This window comes from Sphingomonas kyeonggiensis (assembly GCF_030812785.1).
Taxonomy (GTDB): Bacteria; Pseudomonadota; Alphaproteobacteria; order Sphingomonadales; family Sphingomonadaceae; genus Sphingomonas; species Sphingomonas kyeonggiensis_B.
Genome location: NZ_JAUSTJ010000001.1, coordinates 1,145,692 through 1,166,114, shown reverse-complemented (window position 1 = coordinate 1,166,114; position 20,423 = coordinate 1,145,692). Strand labels below are relative to the sequence as shown.

The 20,423-nt window shown below is 68.0% G+C and carries 20 protein-coding genes; 13 read left to right on the top strand and 7 right to left on the bottom strand.

What is annotated here, in order from left to right:
- Positions 1 to 10 precede the first annotated feature (10 nt).
- Complete coding sequence (locus J2W22_RS05770) at positions 11 to 1,843, top strand: glycoside hydrolase family 2 protein (RefSeq protein WP_307117295.1); 1,833 nt, start codon at positions 11 to 13, stop codon at positions 1,841 to 1,843.
- Here J2W22_RS05770 and J2W22_RS05765 read toward each other — a convergent pair.
- The gene (locus J2W22_RS05765; protein ID WP_307117294.1) at positions 1,840 to 2,328 is read right to left on the bottom strand and encodes a winged helix-turn-helix transcriptional regulator; all 489 of its coding nucleotides are present in this window, start codon (positions 2,326 to 2,328) and stop codon (positions 1,840 to 1,842) included. The genes J2W22_RS05770 and J2W22_RS05765 overlap by 4 nt on opposite strands.
- 109 nt (positions 2,329 to 2,437) lie before the next feature.
- On the opposite strand from J2W22_RS05765, the gene J2W22_RS05760 reads away from it, so the two are divergent.
- The 8 genes from J2W22_RS05760 to lpdA all read left to right on the top strand — a co-directional run bounded on the left by J2W22_RS05760 (position 2,438) and on the right by lpdA (position 11,764).
- Entirely contained in the window at positions 2,438 to 2,845 is a 408-nt protein-coding gene (locus J2W22_RS05760; protein WP_307117293.1) for a VOC family protein, read from the top strand.
- A 222-nt stretch (positions 2,846 to 3,067) separates the two neighbouring features.
- Positions 3,068 to 4,030, top strand: coding sequence for a malate dehydrogenase (gene mdh / locus J2W22_RS05755; RefSeq protein WP_307117292.1), 963 nt, complete (start codon positions 3,068 to 3,070; stop codon positions 4,028 to 4,030).
- Positions 4,027 to 4,533: a hypothetical protein gene (locus J2W22_RS05750; RefSeq protein WP_307117291.1), complete on the top strand. Its 507-nt coding sequence runs from the start codon at positions 4,027 to 4,029 to the stop codon at positions 4,531 to 4,533. Before mdh ends, J2W22_RS05750 begins: the two co-directional genes overlap by 4 nt.
- The gene (locus J2W22_RS05745; protein WP_307117290.1) at positions 4,530 to 5,120 is read left to right on the top strand and encodes a hypothetical protein; all 591 of its coding nucleotides are present in this window, start codon (positions 4,530 to 4,532) and stop codon (positions 5,118 to 5,120) included. The genes J2W22_RS05750 and J2W22_RS05745 overlap by 4 nt, the downstream gene beginning before the upstream one ends.
- A 4-nt stretch (positions 5,121 to 5,124) precedes the next feature.
- Positions 5,125 to 6,009 (top strand): succinate--CoA ligase subunit alpha, encoded by an 885-nt coding sequence (gene sucD / locus J2W22_RS05740; protein WP_183999614.1) that lies wholly within the window; start codon positions 5,125 to 5,127, stop codon positions 6,007 to 6,009.
- A gap of 65 nt (positions 6,010 to 6,074) precedes the next feature.
- Positions 6,075 to 9,011 carry a 2-oxoglutarate dehydrogenase E1 component gene (locus J2W22_RS05735; protein WP_307117289.1) on the top strand — a complete coding sequence of 979 codons (2,937 nt, stop codon included), beginning with the start codon at positions 6,075 to 6,077 and terminating at the stop codon, positions 9,009 to 9,011.
- Between the two features lie 25 nt (positions 9,012 to 9,036).
- The gene (odhB, locus tag J2W22_RS05730; protein ID WP_307117288.1) at positions 9,037 to 10,236 is read left to right on the top strand and encodes a 2-oxoglutarate dehydrogenase complex dihydrolipoyllysine-residue succinyltransferase; all 1,200 of its coding nucleotides are present in this window, start codon (positions 9,037 to 9,039) and stop codon (positions 10,234 to 10,236) included.
- A 133-nt stretch (positions 10,237 to 10,369) separates the two neighbouring features.
- Positions 10,370 to 11,764 carry a dihydrolipoyl dehydrogenase gene (gene lpdA, locus J2W22_RS05725; protein WP_307117287.1) on the top strand — a complete coding sequence of 465 codons (1,395 nt, stop codon included), beginning with the start codon at positions 10,370 to 10,372 and terminating at the stop codon, positions 11,762 to 11,764.
- A gap of 182 nt (positions 11,765 to 11,946) precedes the next feature.
- Here the strand turns inward: lpdA and J2W22_RS05720 are convergent, their stop codons facing one another.
- Positions 11,947 to 12,624, bottom strand: coding sequence for a YoaK family protein (locus J2W22_RS05720; RefSeq protein ID WP_307117286.1), 678 nt, complete (start codon positions 12,622 to 12,624; stop codon positions 11,947 to 11,949).
- 49 nt (positions 12,625 to 12,673) lie between these two features.
- Here J2W22_RS05720 and J2W22_RS05715 point away from each other — a divergent pair, with 49 nt between their 5' ends.
- The 3 genes from J2W22_RS05715 to J2W22_RS05705 are packed head-to-tail and all read left to right on the top strand — an operon-like array spanning position 12,674 to position 14,284.
- Complete coding sequence (locus tag J2W22_RS05715) at positions 12,674 to 13,309, top strand: trimeric intracellular cation channel family protein (protein WP_307117285.1); 636 nt, start codon at positions 12,674 to 12,676, stop codon at positions 13,307 to 13,309.
- Positions 13,306 to 13,683 (top strand): hypothetical protein, encoded by a 378-nt coding sequence (locus tag J2W22_RS05710; protein ID WP_307117284.1) that lies wholly within the window; start codon positions 13,306 to 13,308, stop codon positions 13,681 to 13,683. The genes J2W22_RS05715 and J2W22_RS05710 overlap by 4 nt, the downstream gene beginning before the upstream one ends.
- Before the next feature lie 46 nt (positions 13,684 to 13,729).
- Positions 13,730 to 14,284 carry a tetratricopeptide repeat protein gene (locus J2W22_RS05705; RefSeq protein WP_307117283.1) on the top strand — a complete coding sequence of 185 codons (555 nt, stop codon included), beginning with the start codon at positions 13,730 to 13,732 and terminating at the stop codon, positions 14,282 to 14,284.
- Between the two features lie 7 nt (positions 14,285 to 14,291).
- Here J2W22_RS05705 and J2W22_RS05700 read toward each other — a convergent pair whose 3' ends face one another.
- From J2W22_RS05700 to J2W22_RS05680, 5 genes are all read right to left on the bottom strand, one after another.
- The gene (locus J2W22_RS05700) at positions 14,292 to 14,678 is read right to left on the bottom strand and encodes an STAS/SEC14 domain-containing protein (RefSeq protein ID WP_307117282.1); all 387 of its coding nucleotides are present in this window, start codon (positions 14,676 to 14,678) and stop codon (positions 14,292 to 14,294) included.
- Between the two features lie 58 nt (positions 14,679 to 14,736).
- Positions 14,737 to 15,300: a GNAT family N-acetyltransferase gene (locus J2W22_RS05695; protein ID WP_307117281.1), complete on the bottom strand. Its 564-nt coding sequence runs from the start codon at positions 15,298 to 15,300 to the stop codon at positions 14,737 to 14,739.
- Positions 15,297 to 17,189 (bottom strand): signal peptide peptidase SppA, encoded by a 1,893-nt coding sequence (gene sppA / locus J2W22_RS05690; protein WP_307117280.1) that lies wholly within the window; start codon positions 17,187 to 17,189, stop codon positions 15,297 to 15,299. Before sppA ends, J2W22_RS05695 begins: the two co-directional genes overlap by 4 nt.
- A gap of 107 nt (positions 17,190 to 17,296) precedes the next feature.
- Complete coding sequence (locus tag J2W22_RS05685) at positions 17,297 to 18,877, bottom strand: ShlB/FhaC/HecB family hemolysin secretion/activation protein (protein WP_307117279.1); 1,581 nt, start codon at positions 18,875 to 18,877, stop codon at positions 17,297 to 17,299.
- Positions 18,878 to 18,949: 72 nt separating this feature from the next.
- Positions 18,950 to 19,867, bottom strand: coding sequence for a hypothetical protein (locus tag J2W22_RS05680; protein WP_307117278.1), 918 nt, complete (start codon positions 19,865 to 19,867; stop codon positions 18,950 to 18,952).
- 266 nt (positions 19,868 to 20,133) lie between these two features.
- Between J2W22_RS05680 and groES the strand changes: the two genes are divergently transcribed.
- The gene (gene groES / locus J2W22_RS05675) at positions 20,134 to 20,421 is read left to right on the top strand and encodes a co-chaperone GroES (RefSeq protein ID WP_307117277.1); all 288 of its coding nucleotides are present in this window, start codon (positions 20,134 to 20,136) and stop codon (positions 20,419 to 20,421) included.
- Positions 20,422 to 20,423: the final 2 nt, after the last annotated feature.

Here is a 20,423-nt window from a genome sequence, read left to right as displayed (position 1 = left end):
GGGAGAGTATATGCGTTTCATCGGGCTCGCGCTTGCGGCACTGCTGACACCCATTGCCGCATCGGCACAGACCCTGGTCGCCGCCGATCTGCGGCCGGGCCAGAGCCTCGACGGCGCCTGGCACTGGTCGGTCGATCCCTATCGCGACGGCGTTGCCGGCTTCCATGGCGGGCCGCCGAGCGAGAGCACTGCGCGCTACCAGGACAAGATCCAGGCCGATGAGGCCGAAAAGCGCCCGACCGCCTTGTTCGAGTTCGACATGCAGCGCTCGGCGATCACCCACCTCCCCGGCAGCTGGATCGGCCACGCCCCCGAGATGCGCTATTATCAGGGCCTCGTCTGGTACCAACGGACCTTCGACTACAAGCCGGCCGGCCCCGGCAAGCGCGTCTATCTGCGCTTCGGCAGCGCCGACTATGCCGCCAGCGTGTTTCTCAACGGCAAGCCGGTCGGCAAGCATGTCGGCGCCTTCACCCCCTTCGCCTTTGACGTGACCGACCGGCTGCGCCCGGGCAGCAACCAGATCACCGTCGGCGTCGATTCCGCCCGTACCGACAGCGACGTGCCGCCGCCGGTCACCGATTGGGAGACCTATGGCGGCATCACCCGCTCGGTCCGCCTGGTCACCGTGCCCGAGACCTTTGTCGACGACGCCTTTGTGCGGCTCGACAAGGACGGGCGCATCGCTGTTTCCGCGCATCTGCTCGGCCCGCAAGCGGCCAATGCGCCGATCCGGCTCGCCATCCCTGCGCTCGCCGCCACGCTTGAGGGGCGCACCGATGGCGAGGGGAACTGGTCCGCCAGCCTGGCCGCGCCGCGCGGTCTCGAGCGCTGGTCGCCCGAGAGCCCGACGCTCTACGACGTCCAGATCAGCACCGGCGATGACCGCTTCGCCGACCGGATCGGTTTCCGCACGATCGAAGTGCAGGGCGACAAGATCCTGCTCAACGGCAAGTCGATCTTCCTGCGCGGCATCTCGATGCACGAGGAGGAGTTGGGCAAGGATCCCGTCCGCGCGATGAGTCCCGCTGCCGCCCGCGCGCTGTTCGACGAGATCAAGCACGGGCTGCACGGCAATTTCGTCCGCCTCGCCCATTATCCGCATGACGAAGGCACCACCCGGCTCGCCGACGAGATGGGGTTGCTCGTGTGGAGCGAAGTGCCGGTCTATTGGCGCGTGGCCTGGGACAATGCCGAGACGCTCACCACGGCGCGCCGGATGATCGCCGAGAATATCCGCCGCGACCGCAACCGGGCCGCGATCGTGCTGTGGAGCGTCGCCAACGAAACGCCGGTGTCGAATGCCCGAAACACCTTTCTCCGCACGCTGATCGGCGATGTCCGCACGCTGGATGACAGCCGGCTGGTCACCGCCGCGCTGCTCAGTGCGCGCAAGGGCAAGGAGATGCGGATCGACGATCCGCTGGTCGGCGACCTCGATGTGATGGCGATCAACACGTACAATGGCTGGTATTCGGACGACCCGCTCGCCGACCTGCCCTCGATCCGCTGGAACAGCCCGGTGACCAAGCCGCTGATCTTCTCCGAGTTCGGCGCCGATGCGCTCTACGGCTATCACGACGGCGCCGCCGCCCCGCACAAGTTCAGCGAGGAATATCAGGCCGAATATTATCGCCGTACACTGGAGATGGCGGCCAAGGTGCCGTATCTGCGCGGCCTCAGCCCCTGGATCCTCAAGGACTTCCGCTCGCCGCGCCGCCAGCATCCGGTCTATCAGCAGGGCTGGAACCGCAAGGGGCTGATCTCCGAGACGGGGCAGCGCAAACAGGCATTCGCCGTGCTGGCCGAGGACTATGCCGCGCGGGAGAAGGCGGAGCGCTAGGCCGCCAGCGCCGCCGCGAACTCGCTCCCCTTCCCCGTCAGCGCATAGAGCGGCAGCGGCGGGTAACGGTCCTCGAGACGGCGGCGGACCAGCTCCTCGTCGATCACGGCCTTGAGCGTGGTCGACAGCGCCCGCGGCGTGACCGGGGCGAGGCGCGCCTGCAACTCCCCGAAGCGGGTCCAGTCCGGTCCGAGCCCGGCGACCAAAGGCAGCGACCAGCGCGGCAGGGCACCCGCCTCGAGCTTCAGCTGCACCCGCGCCTCCTCGATCCGCGCGCAGAGCGCCGCAACCGGGCGACCGGCCTCGCTCAGCACATATTCGGGGCGCAACGGGTGGCCATGGCCGGGGTTGGGCAGCACCCAGCCGCATTCCTTCAGCCAGGCCAGGCAGCGCGCCAGGCTGTTGTGCGACAGGTCGAAGGCGCGCGCCATCACCGCGAAACGCGAGCCCTGCTCGCGGTGGAGCAGCGCCAGCACCGGGATCACCCAGCGACTGGACTCCAATGTGCGCAAAAGTTGCGCGGTCGGGGGCATTGACTCGTTCATCAAATTCATATCGACTATACAAACGGAACCATAGAGTCGGAGACCCAGGATGGCAACTACCCTCGAAGCACCCGCCCGCGCCGCGCTCGGCTATGATGGCGGGCTGACCTGCGCGATCAACGTCACCGATCTCGATGCCGGCATCGCCTGGTATCGCGAAGTGCTGGGCATGAACCTGCTCTACCGTGTCGACGAGATCGCCTGGTGCGAGCTGGAGAGCCCGGTAGGGCGGGTGAATGTCGGCCTCGCCCAGCGCGAGAGCGTCGCCCAGGGCGGCGGCGCGACGCTGACTTTCGGCGTGACCGACATCGAGGCGGCACAGAAGGTGCTCGATAACGCCGGGGTGCGGCAGGACGGGCCGATCCAGGACATCCCCGGCATGGTCCGGCTGCTTACCTTCTACGACCCCGACGGCAACGCACTGATGCTCTATCAGGATCTGATGCAGGCAGGTTGAACCCGGCAGGCGCAACGGGGTAGCAGGCAGCGCCGCGCCTCCCTTGCGAAACGCGGCGCAACCCTTTATTGCAGTTGCGAATTATTTGCAAAGATAATCACAGCCCCTGCTTTTTCATGGGTTGCGACTCTCCTATTATGGGCCTAAGCCGCCACCGCTTTCACCGGCGCGCCGGTACGTGCGTGCTGGTGTCCGGTTGAACCAGACCCATAGGGAGTTTCCATGGCCCGCAAGAAGATCGCGCTGATCGGCGCCGGCAACATCGGCGGTACGCTCGCGCACCTCGCCGCACTCAAGGGCCTGGGCGACATCGTCCTGTTCGACGTGGTCGAAGGCGTGCCCCAGGGCAAGGCGCTCGACCTGAGCCAGTGCGGCCCGGTCGAAGGCTTCGACGCCAAGATCACCGGCTCGAACGACTATGCGGACATTGCGGGCGCGGATGTCATCATCGTGACCGCCGGCGTCGCCCGCAAGCCGGGCATGAGCCGCGACGACCTGCTCGGCATCAACCTCAAGGTCATGAAGGCCGTCGGCGAGGGCATCGCCGCGCATGCTCCGGACGCTTTCGTGATCTGCATCACCAACCCGCTCGATGCGATGGTCTGGGCGCTGCGCGAATTTTCGGGTCTGCCGCACACCAAGGTGGTCGGCATGGCCGGTGTGCTCGACTCGGCCCGCTTCAGCCACTTCCTCGCCGAGGAGTTCGCCGTCTCGGTCAAGGACGTGAACAGCTTCGTGCTGGGCGGCCACGGCGACACCATGGTCCCGGTCCTCGAATATTCGACCGTCTCGGGCATCCCGGTCACCGACCTGATCGCGATGGGCTTCTCGACCAAGGAGCGCATCGACGCGATCGTGGCGCGCACCCGTTCGGGCGGCGGCGAGATCGTCGGCCTGCTCAAGACCGGCTCGGCCTTCTACGCGCCCGCCACCTCGGCGATCGCGATGGCCGAGAGCTATCTCTACGACAAGAAGCGCGTCCTGCCGGCCGCTGCGCACCTGACCGGCCAGTATGGCGTCGACGACCTGTACGTCGGCGTGCCGATCATCATCGGCAAGGACGGCGTCGAGAAGATCATCGAGATCAGCCTGACCGACGAAGCCAAGGCCAATCTGACGGTCTCGGTCGACGCGGTGAAGGAACTGCTGGTCGCCTGCAAGGCGATCGACGGCTCGCTGGCGTGATCCAAGCCGCCATCGCCGCCGCGCTGGCGGGAGCGTCACCGCTCCCGTTCGACGGCGCGACCGCGATGGCGGACGATTTTGCGCGCCTGTGCCTCAGCCAGGCCAACGCCTTTCCCGGTACGGTCGCGTTGGCCCATGCCGCCGGGTGGTCGAATGATCGGATCAGCGGCGTGCTCACCGATCTTCCCGCGCTGCGCGATACCCTGCTTTTCTCGCCTGCCGGGCCAGATCTGATCCTGACCATCGGCTTCAAGACCGCCTATAGTGCCTCTCCGCATACGGCCTGCGCCATATCATATAGTGGCGCGGCGTTCGCGGAGACGGTCGATGCCATGACCGTCCGGATGGCCCGCGCGCCCAGCAAGCGCGAGGACACCATCGCCGTCTGGATGCCTGAAGCGCGCAGTGGGCGCCTGGTGGCGGTCAGCAAATCGATTGGCGGAATCCGGAACGCTATGGGTATCATCGCGATCGATCTGCTGGAGGAGAAGGCAGTCCCATGATGCTTCGCGCTTCCGCATTTACACTGTGCCTTGCCCTGCTTCCGTCGGTTGCCCAGGCCCAGGAAGCCACGCCCACCGCCCCGGCGGAGCCGGTGCCGCTGTTCCAGGCGGCCTGCATCAGCGGCGCAGTGCGGCTCACCAAGAGCATCGCAGAGGCGACGCCTTTCGCCGCGCTGCCTGCCGCCGCCCAGCGTGCGCTCGGCGCCAGCACCGTGGCGACGCGCGGCGAGGCCGAGAAGCTTCCCGCGCCGACGGCGGCGCAGGCGCCCAACATCATCTACCGGATCGCCGGCGGGCAGCTCTATCTGGTGCCGCCCACCGCGCAGCCCAGCCACACCCCGATCGGGGACAGCTGCATCGTGCTGTGGCACGCGCTGTCCGACGAGGATTATTTCGCCGCACGCAGGCTCGTCCTTCCCAACGAGGAGACCGTGCCGCTCACCGCCCGCCCGACCGCCAGCGCGGTCGGCGCGTCGGTCGCCACTTCCGCTGGAGACAGTGTCCGCATGACCGCCGCCGCCTATGGCGGCTGGGTCGTGCTGCGCTCCTCCTCCCTTACCGAATCCAAAGCGCCTGGAGCCCAGTGAACGCATGAGCATCCTGATCAACAAGAACACCAAGGTCATCACCCAGGGGATGACCGGTGAGACCGGCACCTTCCACACCCAGCAGGCGCTCGCCTATGGGACGCAGATGGTCGGCGGCGTGACCCCCGGCAAGGGCGGCACCGAGCATATCGGCCTGCCCGTGTTCGACACCGTCGCCGAAGCCGTCACCAAGACCGGTGCCGACGCCTCGGTCATCTATGTCCCGCCGCCCTTCGCCGCCGACTCGATCCTCGAGGCGATCGACGCCGAGGTTCCGCTGATCGTCTGCATCACCGAGGGCATTCCGGTGCTCGACATGGTCAAGGTGAAGCGCGCGCTTTCGGGTTCGAAGTCGCGCCTGATCGGCCCGAACTGCCCCGGCCTGCTGACCCCGGGCGAGTGCAAGATCGGCATCATGCCGGGCTCGATCTTCTCGAAGGGCTCGGTCGGCGTCGTCTCGCGCTCGGGCACCCTCACCTATGAGGCGGTGTTCCAGACCACCAATGCCGGCCTCGGCCAGACCACCGCGGTGGGCATCGGCGGCGACCCCGTCAACGGCACCAACTTCATCGACGTGCTCGAGCTGTTCCTCGCCGACGACGCGACCCAGTCGATGATCATGATCGGCGAGATCGGCGGCTCGGCCGAAGAGGAAGCCGCGCAGTTCCTGATCGACGAGGCCAAGCGTGGCCGCAAGAAGCCGATGGCCGGCTTCATCGCGGGCCGCACGGCGCCTCCGGGCCGCCGCATGGGCCATGCCGGCGCGATCGTCTCGGGCGGCCAGGGCGGCGCCGAAGAGAAGATCGCCAAGATGGAAGAGGCGGGCATCCGCGTCGCCGCCAGCCCGTCGGAGCTCGGCTCCACGCTGGTCGAAGTGCTCAAGGGCTGAAACTCAAGGTGCGCGCTCCTATCTCCTTCGGGAAATGGGAGCGCTAACACGGACTGGAATTGACGATGGGCTATGAGGGCCTGGATTTCGAGCAAGTTGCCGGTGGGGTGAGCCCCGCCTTCGTTGAAACGCTGTACCGCCGCTACAAGGCGGATCCCACCGGCATCGAGCCGCAGTGGCAGCAGTTCTTCGAAGGCCTCGAAACCACCGCCTCCGGCCCCAGCTGGGCGAACCCGCGCTGGCCGCTCGCCGATACCGATGCCCTCACCGCCGGGCTCGATCCCACCCAGATGGAGCCCGCGCCCAAGCCGGCCAAGGGCGGCGCCGCGCCTGTGGCCAAGCCCGCCGGCCCGGCCGCCTCGGAAGCCGATATCGCCCGCGCCGCCGGCGATTCGATCCGCGCGATGCTGCTGATCCGCACCTACCGGGTCCGCGGCCACCTCGCCGCCACGCTCGATCCGCTCGGCCTCGCCCGTCAGGACCTGCCGGCGGACATGACGCCGGAATATCACGGCTTCACCGCCGCCGACCTCGACCGCCCGGTCTATCTCGGCGGCGCGCTCGGCCTGGAGAAGGCCACGGTGCGCGAGATCGTCGACATCCTGCGCGCCAATTACTGCGGCAATGTCGGCCTCGAATATATGCACATCTCCGACGTCGAGGAGCGCCGCTTCCTCCAGGAGCGGATGGAGGGCAAGGACAAGGCCATCCAGTTCACCGTGGACGGCAAGAAGGCCATTCTCTCCAAGGTCATCGAGGCCGAGGAGTGGGAGAAGTTCTGCGGCAAGAAGTACGTCGGCACGAAGCGCTTCGGCCTCGACGGCGGCGAAGCGATGATCCCGGCGATGGAAGCCATCATCAAATATGGCGGCCAGCTCGGCGTGCGCGAGATCGTGTACGGCATGGCGCATCGCGGCCGGCTGAACATGCTGACCAACGTGATGTCGAAGCCGTACCGCGCGATCTTCCACGAATTCTCGGGCGGCTCGTCCAACCCCGACGATGTCGGCGGCTCGGGCGACGTGAAGTATCACCTCGGCACCAGCACCGACCGTGAGTTCGACGGGATCAGCGTCCACATGTCGCTGGTCGCCAACCCCTCGCACCTCGAAGCGGCCGATCCGGTCGTGCTCGGCAAGACCCGCGCGATCCAGACGATCGCCAACGACCTCGAGCAGCACACCGGCTCGCTGCCCGTGCTGCTGCACGGCGACGCCGCGTTCGCTGGCCAGGGCATCGTGTGGGAGTGCCTCGGCTTCTCGGGCATCCGCGGCTACAACACCGGCGGCTGCCTGCACTTCATCATCAACAACCAGATCGGCTTCACGACGAGCCCGCAGTTCGCGCGCTCCTCGCCCTATCCGTCGGACGTCGCCAAGGGCGTCCAGGCGCCGATCTTCCACGTCAATGGCGACGATCCCGAAGCGGTCACCTTCGCCTGCAAGATGGCGGTCGAGTTCCGCCAGACCTTCAAGCGCGACGTCGTGATCGACATGTGGTGCTACCGCCGCTTCGGCCATAACGAAGGCGACGAGCCCTCGTTCACCCAGCCGCTGATGTACAAGGCGATCCGCCAGCATCCGTCGGTCAGCGTCGTCTATGCCAAGAAGCTGATCGCCGAGGGCACGATCGACCAGGGTTTCGTCGACGAGAAGACGAAGCAGTTCAACCTGCTGCTCGAAGGCGAGTTCGAGGCCGGCAAGTCGTACCTGCCCAACAAGGCGGACTGGTTCGGCGGCCGCTGGTCGGGCCTGTCGGCCCCGGCCGATGCCGAGAATGCCCGCCGCAGCGTCGATACCGGCATCGAGAAGAAGCTGTTCGACAGCCTGGGCCGCACGCTGACCGAAGTTCCGGAAGGGCTGGAGATCCACAAGACGCTGGGCCGCGTGCTCGATGCCAAGCGCGCGATGTTCACCAGCGGCGAGAATTTCGACTGGGCGACCGGCGAGGCGCTGGCCTTCGGCGCGCTGCTGTCGGAAGGATATGGCGTCCGTCTGTCCGGCCAGGACGTCGGCCGCGGCACCTTCTCGCAGCGCCACGCCGTCTGGGTCGATCAGAAGGACGAGCATCGCTACATCCCGCTCCAGACGATCCCGCACGGTTCGTTCGAAGTGCTGGATTCGCCGCTCTCGGAGTACGGCGTGCTCGGCTTCGAGTATGGCTATGCGCTCGCCGATCCGAAGACGCTGGTGCTGTGGGAAGCGCAGTTCGGCGACTTCGCCAATGGCGCGCAGATCATGATCGACCAGTTCATCGCCGCCGGCGAGGCCAAGTGGCTGCGCGCCAACGGCCTGGTGATGCTGCTGCCGCACGGCTATGAGGGCCAGGGCCCCGAGCACAGCTCGGCGCGTCCGGAGCGCTATCTCCAGCTCTGCGCGGAAGACAACATGCAGGTCGTCAACATCACGACGCCGGCGAACTACTTCCACCTGCTGCGCCGCCAGATGCACCGCACCTTCCGCAAGCCGCTGGTGCAGATGACGCCCAAGTCGCTGCTCCGCCACAAGATGGCGGTGTCGAAGGCCGAGGACTTCCTGGGCGACAGCCACTTCCGCCGCATCCTCAGCGATCCGTCGGCGCCGGCGGACCAGGACGTCAAGCGCCTGGTGCTGTGCACCGGCAAGGTCGCCTATGACCTGATCGAGGCCCGCGACGCCGCCGGTGACAAGAACACCGCGATCGTCCGCATCGAGCAGCTCTATCCCTTCCCCGGCGAGGCACTGGCCGCACGCATCGCGCGCATGACCAACCTCGAGGAAGTGATCTGGGCGCAGGAAGAGCCGAAGAACAACGGCTACTGGACCTTTGTCGAGCCGTTCATCGAGGCGAGCCTGAAGGAAGCCGGCTCGAAGGTCGAGCGTCCGCGCTATGCCGGCCGCGCGCCGGCCGCAGCGGTCGCCACCGGCCTGATGAAGCGCCACCAGGCCGAGCAGGGCGCGCTGATCGCCGACGCGCTCGGTCACAATGTCCGCGAAGAAATTCGCCGGACCCGCAACAACTGAGATCCCCAGGGAACGAGGAAAGACAATGGCAGACGTTAAAGTCCCGGTGCTGGGTGAATCGATCACCGAAGCCACGCTTGGTGAATGGCTGAAGAACCCGGGTGATCCCGTGCAGCTCGACGAGCCGATCGCCAGCCTCGAGACCGACAAGGTCTCGGTCGAGGTCGGCAGCCCGGTCGCAGGCGTGATGGGCGATCAGCTCGTCAAGGTCGGCGACACGGTCGAGGTCGGTGCGGTGATCGCCGTGGTGACCGAAGGTGGTGCCGCCGCCGCTGCGCCGAGCCCGGCTCCGGCCGCCGCTGCCGCTCCGGCGCCTGCCGCTGCGCCCGCGGGTGAAGCTGCCGCGCTCTCGCCGTCGGTCCGCCGCGCGGTGCTCGAGACCGGTGTCGATCCGTCGACCGTGCAGGGCACCGGCAAGGACGGCCGCCTGACCAAGGACGACGTGCTGACCGCCGCGCAGAACAAGCCGGCTCCGGCCCCCGCCGCGGCTCCGGCTGCAGCCCCTGCCGCCTCGTCGGCCGGCGGCCGCAAGGAAGAGCGCGTCAAGATGACGCGCCTGCGCCAGACCGTCGCCAAGCGCCTCAAGGAAGCGCAGAACACCGCCGCGATGCTCACCACGTTCAACGACGTGGACATGACCGCGGTGATCGAGGCGCGCGCCAAGTACAAGGACCTGTTCGAGAAGAAGCACGGCGTTCGCCTGGGCTTCATGGGCTTCTTCGTGAAGGCCGCCTGCATGGCGCTCAAGGACATCCCGGGCGTCAACGGCTCGATCGAAGGCGATGAGATCGTCTATCACGACTATTGCGACATCTCGGTCGCCGTCTCGGCCCCGAACGGCCTGGTCGTGCCCGTGATCCGCGACGCCGAGACCCTGTCGGTCGCCGGCATCGAGCGGACCATCGGCGACTTCGGCAAGCGCGCCAAGGACGGCACGCTCAAGATGGAAGAAATGAAGGGCGGTACCTTCACCATCTCGAACGGCGGCGTGTTCGGCTCGCTGATGTCGACCCCGATCATCAACCCGCCGCAGTCGGCCGTGCTCGGCCTGCACCGCATCGAGGACCGCCCGGTCGTCCGCGACGGCCAGATCGTCATCCGCCCGATGATGTATCTCGCGCTGTCGTACGATCACCGCCTGGTCGACGGCCGCGAGGCGGTCACCTTCCTCGTCGCGCTCAAGAACGCGATCGAGGATCCGACGCGCCTGCTGATCGACCTCTGATCGAGGCAAACCGACTGTTCCCCGGCGAAGGCCGGGGTCCAGTTGCGATGACGTTTGAAACTAAGCGAGACGCGCACCAGATTCCGTCTCGAAACTGGGCCCCGGCCTTCGCCGGGGAACAAGGGAACGAAAAATGGCCGACTATGATTTCGACGTCCTGGTGATCGGTTCGGGCCCCGGCGGCTATGTCGCGGCGATCCGCGCGGCGCAGCTGGGCCTCAAGACCGCGTGCGCGGAGAGCCGCGAGACGCTGGGCGGCACCTGCCTCAATGTCGGCTGCATCCCCTCCAAGGCGCTGCTCCATGCCTCCGAGTTGTTCGAGGAAGCCACCAGCGGCAAGCTCGCCAAGCTCGGCATCAAGACCCCGACCGTCGAGCTCGACCTGGAAGCGATGCACGCCCAGCGCATCGACGCGGTCAAGGGCCTGACCGGCGGCATCGAGTTCCTGTTCAAGAAGAACAAGGTCGAGTGGCTCAAGGGCCATGCCACCTTCACCGGCAAGGACAGCGTCAAGGTCGGCGACCGTGAGGTCCGCGCCAAGAACATCGTCATCGCCACCGGCTCCTCGGTCACCCCGCTGCCGGGCGTCGAGATCGACCAGAAGGTGGTCGTGGACAGCACCGGCGCGCTCGAGCTGCCCAAGGTCCCCGAGCATCTCGTCGTCATCGGCGGCGGCGTGATCGGCCTCGAGCTCGGCTCGGTGTGGCGCCGCGTCGGCGCCAAGGTCACCGTGGTCGAGTTCCTCGACCAGCTGCTGCCCGGCATGGACGGCGAAGTCCGCAAGGAAGCCGGCAAGCTGTTCAAGAAGCAGGGCATGACCCTGAAGCTGAGCACCAAGGTCACCGGCGTGCAGGTCAATGGCGACAAGGCCACGCTCACGGTCGAACCCTCGGCCGGCGGCGCTGCCGAGACGATCGAGGCGGATGCGGTGCTGGTCTCGATCGGCCGCCGCCCGAACACCTCGGGCCTCGGCCTCGAGGCTGCAGGCCTCTCAACCAACCAGCGCGGCCAGATCGAGATCGATCACGACTTCCGCACCTCGGTCCCCGGCATCTGGGCGATCGGCGACGTCGTCCCCGGCCCGATGCTCGCGCACAAGGCCGAGGATGAAGGCATCGCGGTCGCCGAGAACATCGCCGGCCTCACCGGCATCGTGAACCATGACGTGATCCCGTCGGTCGTCTACACTTGGCCCGAAATCTCGGGCGTCGGCCTGACCGAGGAGCAGGCCCGGGAGCGCACCGAGGTCAAGATCGGCAAGTTCCCGATGGTCGGCAACAGCCGCGCCAAGACCAACCACGAGCCGGACGGCTGGGTGAAGGTGATCGCCGACGCCAAGTCGGACCGCGTGCTCGGCGTGTGGATGATCGCCTCGGTCGCCGGCACGATGATCGCCCAGGCTGCCCAGGCGATGGAGTTCGGCGCGACCTCGGAAGACATCGCCTATACCTGCCACGCCCACCCGACCCACTCGGAAGCGTTCAAGGAAGCGGCGATGGCCGTGCAGGGCAAGCCGATCCACATCTGAGCCGAGCCGGCGACGCGGCTTTGCCGCGGCGCTGTCCAGGACAAGATTCCCTCTCCCTCTGGGAGAGGGAGGGAGCCGACGCAGTCGGCGGAAGGGTGAGGGTCGAGGGTAAAGCGCTACCCTCACCCTTCCCATTCGGCTTCGCCGAACGGGCCCCTTCCCTCTCCCAATGGGAGAGGGATTTAGTTCACCACCACCGGCCCGCTCAGCCGCGGCCGCATCCGCACCAGCGCGAAGGCGAGCACCGCGCTGGCGATCGGCGCGAGCCACAGCGCCTGCCAGCCCCAGCGGGCATGGCTGGCCGCGCCCATCACCGCGCCGGCGATGAAGCCCAGCCAAAGGAACAGATAGGCGGTCCACGCCCAGCGATCGGGATCGCCCATCAGCGCGCCGGCGAGCTTCTGGCCCATCTTGACCAGCGACCCGGTCATATAGGTCACGCCCACCGTCACTTCGCCCTCGCGGTGGAGAATGCCGTTCTCGCAGCCCATCGCCATGGCGAGGAAGATCAGCACGATCGGCCCAGGCATCAGGCTGGCGAGCGTCGCGGCGGCGACGAGCAGCGCCGTCACCACCAGCATCAGGCTCTCGCGGAATCGCGCCTGGCGCCAGCGCGTCACCACGCTGGCCAGGATCACGCCGCTGACGAAGCTCATCACCAGGCTGCCGGCCACCGCCGCGTCGCCGGGCAGGTCGGCGCCCAGCCCCACGCCCAGCCGGGTGGTGTTGCCACTCATGAACGAGGCGAAGAAGCCGCCCAGGCTGGTGAAGGCCAGCGCGTCGACGAAGCCGGCAAGCGCGGCGAGGCAGATGGCGATGACGATTAGCGGAGACTCGGTACGCTGCATGGCCGCAGTCATGCCCAGCCGCGCATTTGACAGCAAGCCGTCACGCCATGAAACATTGGTCATGGAAGCCGTAGACGCCGCCGCCCGCATCGGGCCGATCCTGCCCTGGCTGGACCTGTTCGGCATCGCCGTGTTCGCCGCCACCGGTGCGCTCGCCGCCGCGCATCGCGCCCAGACCTTCGTCACCGCCGCCTTCTTCGCGCTGGTTACCGGCGTCGGTGGCGGCACGATCCGCGACCTGCTGATCGGCGCGCCGGTGTTCTGGGTGCATGACGCAACCGTCGCCGCGCTGGTGCTGAGCGTCGCCCTGCTCGTCTGGATCACCCCGCAGCGCTGGTGGAGCGATACCACCCTCGCCTGGCTCGATGCCTTCGGGCTCGCCGCCTATGCCGCGTTCGGTGCGGCCAAGGCGCTGAGCTACGGCATCCCGCCGGTGCCCGCCGCGGTGATGGGCGTGGTCACCGCCTGCGTGGGCGGGATCATCCGCGACGTGCTGGCCGGCGAGCCCTCGATCCTGATGCGGCCCGAGCTCTACGTCACCGCCGCAGCGCTCACCGCGGCGCTGCAGGTGGTGCTGACCCTGGCCGGGCTGCCGGTGTTCGCCGCCGGCCTGCTCGCCGCCTGCGCCGGCTTCGGCCTGCGCGGCGCGGCGATCGTCTGGAAACTCGGCCTGCCCGCCTATCGGGGCCGGCGATGATCGCGCTCGCGCTGCTGCTCGCCGCCCAGGACGTGCTGGCCCCGCTCGACTATTGGGTGGGGCATTGCTGGCAGACGACGCTGGCACCCGATACCATCGACACGCATTGCTTCACGCGGACCGGCACGGGCGTGCGCGACCATCACGAGGTCCGCGTGCAGGGTGCGAAAGTCTATCAGGGCGACACCGACTATCGCGCCGACGGCACGCGCATCCGCTTCGCCTATCGCAACGACAAGGGGCCGGTATCCGAAGGCGTGGTGACGCCGACCGCCCAGGGCCTCGATTTCGGAAAGAGCCGCTGGGTGCGGACGCCGGGCGGCTATGCGACGATCGCTGGCGACCGGCGACGGGAATTCGTGCGGGTCCGTTAGCATCCGTGCAATTGCACCGCCAACCTGCACTCCACATACTCGCCTCATGGAAGAGTCGAGTCGCGGCCAGCAATTGCTGTCCACGGGCGAGACCGCCCGGCGGGACGGAGACACCGAAACGGCACGCGCCGCCTTTTCGGAGGCGCTGCTCGTGTTCCGCAGGGCCGGCGACCTGTCCGGCGAGGCACTGGCGCTGACCCGCCAGTCGCAGATCGCCCGCGATGCCGGCGATCTCGACTGGGCGTTGCATGACCAGACCGAAGCCATCGCGCTCTATCGCCGCACCGGCGACGGGCTGGGCCTTGCCAAGGCGCTGCGCCATGCCGGCGACATGTTCCTGGAGCAGCAACGCCTGCCCCATGCCGTCGCCTGTCTCCACGAAGCGCTGGACATCTACCGCGCCGATATCGACACGCCGCCGCTGGCCATGGCCAATATGATACGCAGCGTCGCGCTGCTGGCGACCGCGCTGGGCGAGCGCGAAGCGGCGCGGGGATATTGGACGGATGCGCTCCAGCGTTATTCCGCGCTCGACGCGCATTTTCCGGGCGGCAATGCCGGCGCCCGCGAAGCCGAGCGGCGCCTCGCGGCCTTCGGATAGGCGCCGGTCAGGGCTCCATCAGCCAGGCGATCGCGCTCTCGCGATCGTCGAACACACCGATATCGGCGCGCACCTCGCGCAGCCGCTGGACCTGCATCCGGGCAAGCGCGGTGCTGACCACGAAGGCGATCTTGCGGGCCCAGAGCGCGCGCACCGCGGCATTGTCGAGCGTGTTCTTGATCAGCTCGACCGTGTCCTGCGGCACCACCTGCACGCCGCTGGCGTCATAGAGCGTCACGTGCTTGCCGACATCGGGGCCGAGCGCACGGATCGCCGCGCGCAGCTCCTCGCCGATCCAGGCCGCATCCTCGGGCGAGATCAGCCCGCCGATGCGCAGGTCGACCAGCTTGCGCTCCAGATCGACTTCGATGCTGTGGGAAACCTTGTGAGGCATGCGACAGGACCACGCGTTACTGACAGGCTCCAGCGATAGCCGCAGCCCCCCGCAGGGCTCAATCCCGCACTAACCCCATATCGGCAAAGCGGCGCGGCTCGACCGGCGGCACGCGCGGCTCGTTCAGCTCGACCTGCCAGAAGCCGACATCAATCCACTGGCCATGCTTGTAGCCGACCTCGCGATAGACGCCCTGGCGGCGGAAGCCGACTGCCTCGTGCAGCCGTATCGAGCGATCGTTGGGCAGGGTGATCGTGCCGATCGCATGGACGAAGCCCTGCGCCCGCAGCGTGTCGATCAGCGCGCTGTAGAGCAGCCGCCCGACGCCCGAGCCGCTCGACGCGTCGGTCAGGTAGATCGAGGTCTCGCAGACATAGCGATAGGCCGGCCGGTCGCGGAACCTGCTGGCATAGGCATAGCCGATCACCCCGGCATCCTCCGAATCGCCGGTGGTGGCGACCAGCCAGGGATAGAGCCCGTCGCTTGCCGCCATCCGCTTGCGCATCTCCGCCTTTTCCGGCGGCTCGATCTCGAACGAAGCGGTGCCGGTCAGGACGTGCGGCGCATAGATCGCCGCGATCGCGCCCGCATCCTCGGGCGTCGCTGCACGGATCGCGATCACAGGCCGAGCCGCGCCGCGATCGCGTCGAACAGGGTGCGGTCCTCGATGCTGCCGGTCGCCGGGCCGAGCGCGCCGCATTCGAGGCAGCGTGCCTGCACCGATCCGCCGCGCGCCAGCCGCGTCGCATCGCCCAGTGCCTGGGCGAACAGCGCGCGCTGCTCGATCGCGACGCGGGCGAACATGTCCGCCCCCGCCGGCTCGTCGGCCCAGTCGCCCTCGTCGTTCGAATCGTCGGCGAAGCTCTCGATCAGCCTGGCCCAGCCCGACGGCTCCTTCTCGAGATAGACGGCATGGACCTTGGCCGGATCCAGCTTGGCGCGCCGCGCCGCCTCGGCGATCGCGTCGTCCACGCCGCCGAACCGGTCGACCAGCCCGATCTGGTGGGCGGTGCCGCCGATCCATACGCGGCCCTGGGCGATCTCGTTGACCTTCTCGGGCGTCATCTTGCGGGCACCCGCTACCAGCCCGATGAAGCGCGCATAGCCCGCCTCGATCGCCGACTGGAGCAGCGCATCGGTCTCCGCATTGGTGCCGCCGAACACGTCCGGCTGGCCGCTGAGCGGGGTGGTCTTCACGCCGTCCGCGCCCACGCCGATCTTGGCGAGTGTCTTCTCGAAGGTCGGGATCACGCCGAAGATGCCGATCGAGCCGGTGATCGTGTTGGGCTCGGCGAAGATCGTGTCGCCCGCGGTCGACACCCAATAGCCGCCGCTGGCCGCCAGGCTGCCCATCGAGACCACCACCGGCAGCCCCTTGGCCTTGGCCTGGAGCACCGCCTGGCGGATCTGCTCCGAGGCGAGCGCCGAGCCGCCCGGCGAATCGACGCGCACCACCAGCGCCTTGAGGTTCTTGGTCGCCAGCCCCTTGAGCAACTGCGCGCTGATCGTGTCGCCGCCGGCATGGCCCGGGCCGGCCTTGCCGTCGACGATCTCGCCGGCGACGGTGATCACGCCGATCGCATCGCCGCCGGTCGGCATCGGATGCGCGGCGACGAAGTCGGCCAGCTTGATCCGGTTGAAATTGCCCACCGGCTTGCCGCTCGCCACGCCGGCGATCTCCGCCACGCGCTTGCCGAACGCCATGCGGTCGCCTAGCTTGTCGACGATGCCCAGCGCCAGGTTGGTCTTGGCGATGTCGCCCTTGGCGGCGGTGATCACTTCGGCGGGCTTGGCGAGATAGTCGGCGATGCGCGCCTTGGGCCGCGCCTTGGCGATCTCCTGCTGCCACTGCTGGAAGATCGGCTGGTAGATCGCCAGCTCGGCTTCCTTGGCCTCGGGCGACATGTCGCTGCGCATGTACGGCTCGACCGCCGACTTGAACTTGCCGACGCGGTAGATGTGCGCGTTGACCCCCAGCTTGTCGAGCAGGCCCTTGTAGAAGAGGCGTGTGCCGCCCGGGCCGGCGAACATCGTGCCGCCCAGCGGGTTCACCCAGACTTCGCTGGCATTGGCGGCCAGCGCATAGCTGTCGTCGGTATAGGCGGTCGCATAGGCGAGCACCGGCTTGCCGCTGGCGCGCACCTTGCCCACCGCTTCGGCGACCTGGCTGATCGCCGCGGGATAGCCGCCCATGAAGCGGTCGAGATCGAGCACCACCGCCTTCACATGATCGTCGGTCTTCGCCGCATCGAGCGCGCGCAGCACGTCGCGCAGCCGCTGCTGCTTGGCGACGTCGCCGCCGGTGAGCTTGGCGAAGGGATCAGCTTCCTCCGGCTGCTCGACCAGCGCGCCGTCGAGCGAGACGAGCAGCGCGCCGTCGCGGATCGCGCCCGGATTGGGCTTGGCGGACAAGGCCACGAACAGCATCGTGAAGAACAGCAGCATGAAGACCAGGACCAGAAAGTCCTTGATCCCCACCAGGATCTTCCAGGCGCCCCGAACAAGCTTCACGTGCCGCTCCCAATGCGAAGGAATATGCCCCTCGTGCTAGAGGATCGAACCGGGCGCGTAAATGCCTGTATTATCGCAGCAAGACAGCAATTGCCGCCGAATCCGTCTCAGAGCGAGAGTCGCCAGGCGAGCGAGAAGCGCCAGTCCTCGGCATAGCCGGGATAGGGATCGTCGATCACATGCGCGGCCTCCAGCCCGATCTCGGCCTTGTCCACCCAGCGCAGCCGCGTGCCGAATCCGGCCGAGGCCAGCGCATAGTCGCTACGGCCGGTCACGCCGCCCCGCCCCTCGATCCCGATCCAGGCGCGGTCGATGAAAGTGTAGATCTCGCTGGTGCCGAACCTGCCGCCCTTGAGCGGGCGCACCGCCAGCTCGCCGAGCGCGCCGGCGCCGCGATCGCCGCTGGCGAAGCTGACGTCGAAGGCGCGGCCGTAATTGTCGCCGCCCACCGCGAAGCGCTCGGCCGCCGGCAGCCGGTCGCCGCTCCATTGCCCGCCGGCCTGCACCCGCGCGACGAAGCTTTTGCCGATCGCCTGGGCAAGATAGGCCGAGCCGTTGAGCTTGCGGAAGCGTCGCCTGGCCTGGAGCGGGTCGGTGCGCGCGCCGAGGATCGCGAGCCCCTGCGAGGCGGACAGGCCGATGGCGATGCTGCGCCGCTCGCGTGTGCTGGCGAAGCTCGCCCCGCCGCGCAGCGCCCGGGTCCGCTCGGTGGCGATCAGCGCGCCGAACGCGGCATTGTCGCTGTTGAGCCCGTCCACGCCCAGTGACAGGTCGAGACTGCGATGGAAGTCGCGGACCAGCGGATAGCTGAGCGCGGTGCCGGCCAGCTTGGCCTTGCCGCGCACCGGATAGCCGCGGGGCCGGGTCTCCAGATAGCCGCCGCTGGTGGTGAGCGTCAGCCCGCTCGCGGTGATCGGCACGGCGTAGCTGCCGCTCAGATAGCGATAGCGCTTGAGGTCGCTCGCCGCCGACGCCGCGAAGGTGAGCTGGTCACCGTCGATTCCCAGCCCGAAGAACTCCGCCTTCGCGTCGAACTGGCCGTCGCCCAGCTGGGTGATCCCGCGATTGGAGAAGCCGGCGGTGAAGCGGCTGCGCTTCTGCTTCGGCGTCACGGTCAGCGCGAGCCCGCCATCGGCAGCCGGATCGGCGAAGTCGCTGGTGAAGGTCAGGCCCGGAATCGCGCGCATCAGCGTCACCTGGCGCTCGAAGGTCGCACGGCGGAGCGGCGTCTCGTCGAGCATCGGTGCCATGCGGGCGCGCAGCAGCCGGTGGCCGCCCTTGTCGCTCTTCACGCTCGCTTTGGCGATCCGCCCTTCGGTGAGCAGCACGGTCACCGTGCCCGCGCTGGTATCCTGCTCAGGGATCGCCACCGTGTAGAGCGCCACATCGGTGCGCTGATAGGCCTTGGACAGAGTGCCCGCGAGCTCGATCAGCGTGTCCTTGCTGCCCGGCCGGCCGATGAAGCGCTTCGCCGCATCGGCCACCGGCCCGGGCGCCTGGGCTCCCTGGAAGCGGATGCCGCGGATCGGCACATCGGTGCCGGTCGCGGCGACATTGGTGGTATCGCGCCGGGGCGTGCTGTGCGGCGCTGGCGGTGCCTCGCGCGGCGCCGTGGCACGGTCGATCCGGTTGCGGTCGACGATGACGCCCGCATCCTGCCAGGCGAGCGCGACGAGCGCGATCAGCATGGTCCCTCTCCCTGATGTGATAGGCGAGCCGCGCGCTAGGGCGGTTGCGCGCGGCTTTCCCGGACCCGCGTCTCAGCGCGGCTTGGTGGGCGTCAGCAGCGTGTTGACCACGCCGTCCACGGTGTTGGTGGCACCGGTCAGCAGGTTGGTGTTGGCATTGGCGCCGGCGCTCGCGCCCTGCGGATTGAGCACGCCGTTCACCGTCGCGTTGACCGTGCCGAGCGTCGTGCCCAGCGTGCCGTTGACGTTTGCGTTCGCGTTGGTCGCCCCGGTCACGCCGCCCAGCAGCCCGCCGGTGGTGCTGCCCGTGCCGCCGCCGAGCGTGCCCGGCACCGAGACGTTGAGCAGGTTGCCGCCCTGCCCGTTGGGCACCGTCACGCTCACCAGGTTCCCGCCCGATGCCGCGCTCACCGTGGCGAGCTGGCCGGTCGAGGGATTGCGCGCCAGCACGTTGAGGCCGATCAGCGGCGAAGCGCCGCTCGACCCGCCGATCACCTTGCCCTGGCCGAGATCGATCGAGACCAGCGAGCCGAGCGCACCGCCCTTGCCGTCGAGGATCAGGCTGCTGCCATTGCCCAGCCCGACCAGCGTCTGGCCGGTCGCGGTGAGCACGCGGTTGACCGTGCCGGTCACCACCCCGGTCGCGGGGATGCCGAGCCCCGCGGTGAGGCCGGTCTGGGCATTGGCGACGCCGATCACGGCGTTGCCGGACGCCGCGAGCAGATTGCCGCCCATCGCGCCGCTTCCGGTACCGGAACCAGTGCCGCTTCCCGTGCCGCCGGCTCCGGTTCCGCCGCCGGTCGCGCCACCACCGCCAGTCCCGCCACCGGTTCCGCCAGTACCGCCCGACCCGTCGCCGGCCGTATCGCCGGGTGCGGTAGTTCCGACCGAAGCGACGCGATAGCTGCCGGAGCTGTTGCAGGCCGCAAGAGAAAGCATTCCAATCGACGCAAGTGCAAGTCCGGCCAGCCGGCCATGATTAGTAATCATGCCACCTCTCCTGTGTTGGATACTTACTTTTACTTGTTGGTGGCGCTTCAATCTGTTGCTTTGGATATTGTTTCAATTGGTTGCACAGATTCGTGGTTGATCGAAACTTAACCGGCAACCCTTGCCGGGAAGACGGCGCCCCCTAAATTTGCACCGGGCCACCGCGCACCGGTTGACGCGGGCGGATCGGCTTCGCATATCGCCGCCGCTGGCACTCGACTCCGTTGAGTGCCAAACCAGAGATCAACCCAAGTGAGGAACCCGCAATGAACTTCCGTCCGTTGCACGACCGCGTGCTCGTTCGCCGCGTCGAAGCCGAGGCGAAGACCGCCGGCGGCATCATCATCCCGGACACCGCCCAGGAAAAGCCGCAGGAAGGCGAAGTCGTCGCCGCCGGTTCGGGCGCCAAGAACGACAAGGGCGAGGTCACCCCGCTCGACGTCAAGGCCGGCGACCGCATCCTGTTCGGCAAGTGGTCGGGCACCGAGGTCAAGGTCAACGGCGAAGACCTGCTGATCATGAAGGAATCCGATATCCTCGGGATCATCGGTTAACT